The 9,015-nt window shown below is 74.5% G+C and carries 5 protein-coding genes; 4 read left to right on the top strand and 1 reads right to left on the bottom strand.

Translation table 11 applies throughout. The features are described 5' to 3' along the window. The 4 genes from NBZ83_RS26550 to NBZ83_RS26535 all read left to right on the top strand — a co-directional run. The coding region (locus tag NBZ83_RS26550; protein WP_261576011.1) for a zinc ribbon domain-containing protein at window positions 1-240 on the top strand (240 nt) is incomplete at its 5' end. Between the two features lie 336 nt (window positions 241-576). Next, entirely contained in the window at window positions 577-1,740 is a 1,164-nt protein-coding gene (locus NBZ83_RS26545) for a UDP-glucose--hexose-1-phosphate uridylyltransferase (protein ID WP_261576010.1), read from the top strand. Further along, window positions 1,740-2,927, top strand: coding sequence for a galactokinase (gene galK, locus NBZ83_RS26540; RefSeq protein WP_261569182.1), 1,188 nt, complete (start codon window positions 1,740-1,742; stop codon window positions 2,925-2,927). Before NBZ83_RS26545 ends, galK begins: the two co-directional genes overlap by 1 nt. 232 nt (window positions 2,928-3,159) lie before the next feature. Next, on the top strand, window positions 3,160-4,491 hold the full coding sequence (locus NBZ83_RS26535; RefSeq protein WP_261569183.1) for a PHB depolymerase family esterase: 1,332 nt from the start codon (window positions 3,160-3,162) through the stop codon (window positions 4,489-4,491). A gap of 88 nt (window positions 4,492-4,579) precedes the next feature. Here NBZ83_RS26535 and hrpA read toward each other — a convergent pair whose 3' ends face one another. Next, a complete protein-coding gene (gene hrpA, locus NBZ83_RS26530; protein WP_438803339.1) occupies window positions 4,580-8,965 on the bottom strand; it encodes an ATP-dependent RNA helicase HrpA in 4,386 nt (1,461 codons plus the stop codon). Window positions 8,966-9,015: the final 50 nt, after the last annotated feature.

The following is a 9,015-nucleotide window of genomic DNA, read 5'->3' as shown; positions in this document are numbered from 1 at the left end:
GTGTTCCTCGGGGTGTTGCGTGCCGGGGCGGCAAGCGTCGGGCGGGTCGTTGTCGAGGTTGACGCCCGCCGCATTTCCCAGTGCTGCGCGGCCTGTGGGCATGTGGCGAGGGAGAACCGGCCCACGTGGGCCGCGTTCGTCTGTGTGCGGTGTGGGCATGTCGCGGACGCGGACGAGGAGGCGGCTGTCAACATTCTGTGGGCCGGGCTTGCCCGTCGGGCTGACGCGCGGGCGGCCTGAGAAGCTGACGGCTTCAACCCTCAGAGGAGTCACTCCCCGCCCACCTTTCCCGGGCCGGTCGGTGCCGCCGACCGGCCCCGCCGTGTGATGCGCGTTGCATGCTTCGGCCGGCCGCGGCGCGCCGACTGCGCCGCCTGCCGTCTGTCCGGATCGCCGCGTGTACGGGTTGTCGCCAGTGCGCCGGGCCGGCACCCCTCCCTTGACTCTAGGGTCATCGAGGCGTTGCGTCAGGTAACTGGGCGGTGCGGATGTTCCCCTGTCGTGGTCGCCGGTAGATCTTCCGGGGTGGTCCGGACGGGGCTGGCTCGGCCTCGTCCGTGGCAGGCTGTCGATTCGATGGACGACACCACGCATCGGCGGTTCAATCCACTGACCGGCCGCTGGGTTCTGGTCTCGCCGGGGCGGGTTCGGCGCCCCTGGCACGGCGGTCGGGAGACGGCGGTGACGCCCCCCGCCGTCGCGCACGACCCCGCCTGCCATCTGTGCCCCGGCAATGAGCGTGCGGGCGGTGTCCGCAACCCCGACTACCGAGGCACGTACGTGTTCACCAACGACTTCCCGGCGCTGCGACCCGCCGCGAGCGATCCCGATCAGCCCGGCGCCGATCAGCCCGGCGCCGATCAGCCCGGCGCCGACCAGGGCGGCCTGCTGCGCAGCGCCCCCGCGCACGGGACCTGCCGGGTGGTCTGCTTCGGCCCGGACCACGGGCGGGGGCTGGTCGACATGTCATCCTTCGAGGTCCGCGCGGTCGTCGACACGTGGGCCGCGCAGGAGGCCGAACTGTCCGAGCGGTGGCGCTGGGTGCAGGTCTTCGAGAACCGCGGCACCGCGATGGGCGCCTCCAATCCGCACCCGCACGGGCAGATCTGGACCTGCGACGCGCTCCCCGACGAGGCCGCCGCCGAGGACACCCACCAGCGGGAGCACTTCGCCCAGTCGGGCAGCTCCCTGCTGCTCGACTACATCCGAACCGAAACGCGCGCCGAGGAGCGGATCGTCCTCGACGACCAGGACTGGCTCGTCGTCGTACCGTTCTGGGCGGTGTGGCCCTTCGAGACGCTGCTGCTGCCGCGCCGGCCCGTCCAGCGGCTCGCCGAGCTCGACCACGCCCAGCGCGACAGCCTGGCCGACGTGCTGGGCCGGCTGCTCGCGGGCTACGACGCCCTGTTCGACCACCCGTTCCCGTTCTCGATGGGCTGGCACGGCGCCCCGGGCCCGCATCCGGCGGGCGCCGCGAGCCGGGCGACCCGTTCGCGGCGCCGTTCCGAGGGGGTCTGGCAGCTCCACGCCCACTTCTACCCGCCGCTGCTGCGTTCACCGACGATCCGCAAGCATCTCGTCGGCTACGAGATGCTTGCGGAGCCCGCACGCGACCTCACCCCTGAGGACGCCGCGGGCCGGCTGCGTGCGGTCATGGCGCAGACCTGGGACGGCGAGGCGACCCTGCCTGGCGGCCTCGAGCCGACCTCGGTCGCGCCGCTGCGCATCCGACCGGTCTGATGGTGGTGCCGGCCGCGCTGCGGGCGGTGCGGGAGTTCGTGACGGCCTACGGCCGCGAGCCGACGCATCTGGTGCGCTCACCGGCCCGGGTCAACCTCATCGGCGAGCACACCGACTACAACGACGGCCTGTGCCTGCCGGTGGCGATCGACCGCGAACTCTGCATCGCCCTGCGCCGCGCCGATGACCTCCCGGCCGCGGGGACCGGCATCGGTGCGCACCTGCGGCTGGTGTCCGAGCAGGACCCGACGCCCGCCGTCGTCCCGTTGCCGCCGCCCGCCGCGGACACGCCGCCGCCGGCCCGCGCGACCGGCTGGGCCCGGTACGTCGAGGGCGTGGCGGTCCAGCTCGCCGCGACCGGCCTGGTGCCATGGCAGGGCGCGCTGGCCAGCGACATCCCCCTCGGCGCCGGCCTGTCCTCCTCCGCCGCTTTGGAACTCGCCGTCGCCGTGGCCTGCACCCACCTCGCCGGAGCGGTGCCGGCACCGACGGAACTCGCCCGGCTCGCCCAGCGCGCCGAGAACGTTTGGGTCGGCGCCGCCACCGGCCTGCTCGACCAGCTTGCCTGCGTCGGGGGGATCGCCGGGCACGTCCTGCGCATCGACTGCCGGACGCTGACCGTCACACCCGTCCCGCTGCCGGCCGGACTCGCCGTCGTCGTCATCGACACCGGCTCGCGGCGCCAGCTCGTCACGAGCGCCTACGCCGACCGGCGCGCCGAATGCGCGCGCGCCGCCCGGGCGCTGGGCGTGCCGGCCCTGCGCGACCTCGACGCCCTGCCGGCGGATGCCGCCAGCCGGCTCGACCCGGTGGCGCTGCGCCGCGCCCGCTTCGTCATCGCCGAGAACGCGCGGGTCGACGTGGTCGCCGGCGCGCTGGCCCGCGGGGATGCCGAGACCGCCGGCCGGCTGCTCCTGGCCGGCCATCGGGGCATCCGGGACGACTTCGAGGTATCCGGACCGGAGCTCGACGCGGCCGTGGCCGCGGCCAGCGGCGCCCCGGGCTGCTTCGGTGCCCGGATGACCGGCGGCGGGTTCGCGGGCTGCGCGGTGGCCCTCGTGGACCGCGACCGGCTCGGCCCGTTCACAGCGGCGTTCCAACCCGCCTATTCCGCCCGCGCCGGCCGGGAAGCCGTTCTACACGTGTGCTCGGCGGTCGCCGGAACCTCGGTCACGGCGCTGCGCTAGGCCGTCCCTCCGGGACCGGAGGTGTCCACGCGCGACGAGTGGCCCGAGTAGGGCGGGTGCCCGCGTCCGGGCGGTCGCGGCACGGTCGGGCGCACCCAGGCGGGTGCGTGGACCGTCCGAGTCGGCCGAAACGGCTCCGACTGTGCTGTTCTAGGCCGGTATAGGAGTCCTTGACGGGAAGCGGGTTAGCATGACCGCTCTGACCGGGCGGAGACGAGGAGTTGAGAGGACGGTGTCCGTGCTGCGTTGGGCGCGGGTCAGGCTGTCCCGGCGGGGACGGCTGCTGCGTGGGGTCGGGATCGTCGCCGTGGTCGCCATCGGCCTGGCCACCCTCGTCCTCGCGGCGATGTCGCCGTTGTCATCCGCGTCGGCCAACGCCGCGTCGGTCACCTCGGCCACGACGGCCACCGCAGGGTCCTCGGCCGGCGCTGCCAACTTCTCCGGCCCGTCCTCGGTAGCCGCCGCGCCCACCGCCTCCACCCCCATGGCTGCGCCCCGGCTCCCTGCCGTCACCTACCCCGCCGCCGGATCGTCCGCCACCGCCGGATCGTCCGCGGTCACCGGATTGGCTGCGGCCCCCGGCACGGCAACCTCCGTCGCGCCGTTTACCTCCGTCGCGCCTTCCGCCTCGACCGCGCCTTCCGCCTCGACCGCGCCTTCCGCCTCGACCGCGCCTCGCACGGCCGCGTCCACTCCGCCGGCGCGGTCCGCGGACACGGTGCACCGCCTGCCCTCCGGGCGGACCTACCAGCTCCACACCGACGTGCGGCTCTCGCCCACGTTCCGCGGCACGGCCCGCCCGCTGGTGATCCTTCTGCACGGCCTGCTCAACAGCCCCGAGAACATGCGGGAGATGTCCGGGGCGGATCCGTTCGCCGACACCCACGGCTTCGCGGTCGCCTACGGGGTCGGCGTCCACGAGGCGTGGAACGCCGGCGGCTGCTGCGGCCAGGCCACCACCGACGACGTCGGCTACCTGCGCCAGGTCGTCGACGACGCCGCCAGCCACACCCCGGTGGACCGCAGCCGGGTGTACGTGTGGGGCTTCTCCAACGGCGCGATGCTCGCCGCCCGGGTCGCCTGCGAGGCTCCTGACCTCGTCGCCGCCGTCGGCATGGTCGGCGGCCAGACGATGGTGTCCTGCCCGACCGTCCCCGTCCGGCTGCTGCACATCCACGGCACCGCGGACACGACCGTGCCATGGCGTGGCGGCTGGTCGGACTACCTGAAGATGAACCTGCCCGACGGCGAGACGGAGGCCACCCGGTTCGCCCCCGGCTCCGAGATCCGCCACCTCACCTGGGACGGCGGCCACGCCTGGCCAGGGTGGGCCACCGACGCCCTGTGGGACTTCTCCGCCCCCATCTCCCTGGACTCCGCCCTCCCGGACTCCGCCCTCCCGGACACCGCCTTCCCGGACACCGCCGCCACCTCCGCCGCGACGATCTCCGCGGCCCCGAGCGGCTGGGCCACCCCGGGTGGCTCCCTCGTCCCCGACGGCTCCACGGCCGTGGACGTCTCCGCCGCCCCGGAAGTCCTCGTCGCCCCGGACGAGGGTCCGTAACCGGACACGGTCCGGGTCGCGCCGGCCGGCCGGCCGGTGCGCCGGACGGGAGGCCGTCAGCCGGGGAGGCCGTCAGCCGAGGAGGCCGTCAGCCGAGGAGAGTGTCGATGGCGCGGTAGACGCGTTCCTCGGAGACGGGATACGGGGTACGCAGGTTCTGGGCGAACAGACTGACGCGCAGCTCCTCGAGCATCCACCGGATGCGGCGGATCTCCTCGCCGGGCTCCCGACCCGCGGGCACCGTCGCGAGCAGTTCCCGGTACGCCTCCCAGGTCCGCCCGACGGTCGCCGTGTTGATCCGGTCGCGGGCGGGGTCACGGGGTAGCCGTTCCAACCGGCGCTGCAGCCCGGTGAGGTAGCGGACGAGATCGGCCAGCCGGTCCGCCCCGGTTTCGGTGACGAAGCCGCGGTGGATCAGCGCGTCGAGCTGCCCGCGGGCGTCGGCGACGGAGGCGGCCAGCGTGGGGGCGCGCAGCTCACGCAGCGCCAGATCGACGCTGTGCGCGAGCGCGAGGACCTGCTGGACCTCGCGGACGACCGCGAACGACGCCTCGGGCAGGCCGGCGCGCACCGCGGCGAGCAGCGCGGTGAAGCCCGCCTCGTCCCAGGCCGGTCCGCCGGCGGCGGCGATGAGCCGGTCGGCGGCGGCGCGCACGCAGTCGTCGAGCAGGTCGGCGGCGTCGCGGTGCGGGTTGTGGCTCAGGGCGAGCTTCGCCGCGTTGGACAGCCGGCCGTTGAGGCCGCGGATCGGCGATGCGACGCCGAGCAGCACGAGCCGGCGGGTGCCGGCCCACATCGCCTGGCGCTGCTCGGTCTCGGTGTCGGTGGCCCGGACCGCGACGGAGCTGCCCTCGTCGACCAGCGCCGGGAACGCCTTGACGACATGGCCGCCGCGGCGCAGCTCCACGACCTTGGGCAGGCTGCCGACGCCGTCCCAGGACCGCAGCCCGCCACGTTCGACGCCGTCGGCCGCGGCGGCGACGGCCTCCCGGGTCCGCGGCCGCAGTCGCTGCTTGATCGCGTCGAGGTCCTTGCCCTCGGCGAGCACCGCCCCGCGGGCCTCCTCGACCCGGAAGGTGATCCGTAGATGGCCGGGGACGGCGGCCAGCGACCAGGAGTCCCGCGGGATCTCCGGCCCGCCCATCCGGCGCAGCTCGTGCTCGACCGCGACCAGCAGCGGCGCCTGGCCGGGGGAGAGCTGCTCGAGCACCGCGCGGGCGTAGTTCGGCGCGGGGACGAAGCTGCGCCGGACCACCTTCGGCAGCCCGCGGATCAGCGCGGTCACCAGCTCCTCGCGCAGTCCTGGGACCTGCCACTCGAAGCCCTCGGCGCCCACCTGGTTGAGCACCGCCAGCGGGATGTGCACGGTGACCCCGTCCGCCGCCGCGCCCGGTTCGAACTGGTAGCTCAACGGCAGGGCCAGGTCGCCGAGCCGCCAGACGTCGGGGTAGTCGGACTCGCGGACGTCCGCCGCGCCCGCGGAGACGAGCAGCGAGCGGGGGAAGTCGAGCAGGTCGGGGGTGTCGCGTCTGGCCTTGCGCCACCAGGCGTCGAAGTGCCGGGCGGAGACGACGTCGGCCGGGATGCGTTCGGCGTAGAAGCCGAACAGGGCCTCGTCGTCGACGACGATGTCGCGCCGGCGAGCCCGGTGCTCCAGCTCCTCGGCGTCGGCGAGCAACTGCAGGTTGTGCTGGAAGAACTCGTGCCGGGTCTGCCAGTCGCCCTCGACCAGGGCATGGCGGATGAACAGCTCCCGGCACAGCTCCGGGTCGACCCGGCTGTACTGCACCGGGCGGCCGGCGACGATCGTCACCCCGTACAGCGTCACCCGCTCGTCGGCGAGCACCGCTCCCTGCCGGCGTGACCAGCGCGGCTCGCTGTAGGTGCGGTGCACCAGATGCCCTGCCAGCGGCTCGATCCAGTCCGGGTCGATCCGCGCCGCGGTGCGCCCCCACAGGCGCGAGGTCTCGACGAGCTCGGCGGCCATCACCCAGGCCGGCGGCCCGGACGGACGTTGCCGCGGCGTGTCCGGCCCCGTCCCGTCCGTGGCGGTGGCCTCGGCGGCGCCGGCGCGGTCGGCCCGGCCGCGGCCTCGGGCCAGCGCCGACCCCGGCCACAGTGCGAACCGGCTGCCACGGGCCCCGGCGTACTCGCGGCGCTCCGCGTCGTACCGGCCGATGTGCGACAGCAGGCCGGTCAGCAGCGCCTGGTGCACCACCCGCGGATCGGCCGTACTGCCACCGCCACCCCCACTGTCGCCGGTGCCGGTGCCGGTGCCGGTGCCGGTGTGGTCGGTGCGGTCGCCGGAGCGGGCTTCGGCGTTCAGGCCCAGGCCGCGGGCCACGGCGGCGAGCTGGCCGTGGACGTCCTGCCACTCGCGAATGCGCAGGTAGTTGAGGAACTCGGTCCGGCACATCCGGCGGAACTGGTTCGCGGACAGTTCGCCGCGGGCATCGCGCAGGTAGTTCCACAGGTTCAGGTAGGCGAGGAAGTCCGAGGTCGGGTCGGCGAACCGAGCGTGGCGCTCGTCGGCGGCCTGCTGGTGCTCGACCGGGCGATCCCGCGGATCCTGGATGGCCAGCGCCGCCGCGATGACCAGCACCTCCCGCAGGCAGCCCTGCTCGTCGCCGGCGAGGACCATGCGGGCCAGCCGGGGATCCACCGGGATCTGCGCGAGGCGCCGCCCGATCGGCGTGATCCGCCGGCCCGATGCGACCCGGCCCGAGCCGGTTGCGCCTGTGTCGGTTGCGCCTGTGTCGGCGCTGCCCGCGTCGAACGCCCCGAGCTCGGTGAGCAGCAGCTCGCCGTCGCTGATCTGGCGCGGGTCGGGCGGGTCGAGGAAGCCGAAGGTGGCCATGTCGCCCAGCCCCAGATCGGCCATCCGTAGGATCACCGAGGCCAGGTTCGTCCGCAGGATCTCCGGATCGGTGAACTCGGGTCGGCCGGCGAAGTCCTCCTCGCTGTAGAGCCGGATGCAGATGCCGTCCGCGGTGCGTCCACACCGGCCCTTGCGCTGGTTCGCGGACGCCTGTGAGACCGGCTCGATCGGCAGGCGCTGCACCTTCGTCCGATGGCTGTACCGGGAGATGCGCGCGGTGCCGGGGTCGATGACGTAACGAATGCCGGGAACCGTCAGCGAGGTTTCCGCGACGTTGGTCGCCAGCACCACCCGCCGCCCGGTGTGTGGCTGGAAGACCCGGTGCTGCTCGCCGGCGGAGAGCCGGGCGTAGAGCGGCACGATCTCCGTGTGCGGCCGCTGTTCGCGGGCGAGCGCCTCGGCGGTGTCCCGGATCTCCCGTTCCCCGCTGAGGAACACGAGGATGTCGCCGGGGCCCTCGGCGCACAGCTCGTCGACGGCGTCACTGATCGCCTGAGTCTGATCCCGTTCGGTCTCGGCCGGCTGGCCACGCCGCCCGCCCGGCCCGCCGCTTCCGCCGCTTCCGCCGTTCCCGCCGCTTCCGCCGCCGCGTGCCCGACCGGCCCCGCGACCGCCGCCCGATTCCTCGGTGGGCGGCGGCGCGTCCGGGTCGGCCGGGTCGGCGTCGCGGGCGCCCGGCACCAGCGGGTGGTAGCGGACCTCGACCGGGTAGGTGCGCCCGGAGACCTCGATGACGGGGGCGTCGCCGAAATGCGCGGAGAACCGGGCCGTCTCGATCGTCGCGGAGGTAATTATGATCTTGAGATCCGGCCGGCGGGGGAGCAGCGAGCGCACGTAGCCGAGGATGAAATCGATGTTGAGGCTGCGTTCGTGGGCCTCGTCGATGATGAGCGTGTCGTAGCGGCGCAGTGACCGGTCCGTGGAGATCTCGGCCAGCAGGATGCCGTCGGTCATCAGCTTGACGAGGGTGTCGTCATGCACCTGGTCGGTGAACCGGGTCTGGTAGCCCACGACCCCGCCCGCCTGCGGCGAGGGGGTGCCAAGCTCCTCGGCGATGCGGTCGGCGACCGTGCGCGCGGCGATCCGCCGCGGCTGGGTGTGACCGATCATCCCGCGTACCCCGCGGCCGAGCTCCAGGCAGATCTTCGGCAGCTGGGTGGTCTTGCCGGAGCCGGTCTCCCCAGCGATGATCACGACCTGATGGTCGCGGATCGCGGCGAGGATCTCGTCCTTGCGCTGCGTCACCGGCAGGATGTCGGGGTAGCTGAGCGCCGGCACCTTGGCCCGGCGTCGGGCCACCCGTGCGGCGGCTCGCTCGGCGTCGGCGGCGATAGCCCGCAGGGCGCGTCGGCGCGCCGCGGGCTCCCGGGTACGCCGGCTGTCGGCGAGCCGGCGGCCGAGCCGGTGGGCGTCGCCGGGCCCCAGCTCCGCCAGCCGGGCGGAGAGGTCCTCGGCCCGCACCGTCCCCTCCTGGTCGGCCCGCCGGCGGTCGGCCGATTCCGGGGCGACGCGGGCCGGGGCGACGCGGGCCGGGTCCGCGGCCGGTGTGGGGCGCTCGGAGGCGGGCGCCTCCCGGGCAGGGATCTCGTCCGTCACAGTCAGGTTCCGTGGGGTGGTCGGGTCCGCCGCGGGGGCGATGCCAGGGC

The sequence above is a fragment of the Frankia gtarii genome (assembly GCF_025403375.1).
GTDB lineage: Bacteria > Actinomycetota > Actinomycetes > Frankiales > Frankiaceae > Frankia > Frankia gtarii.
This window is presented reverse-complemented; position numbering and strand designations above follow the sequence as displayed.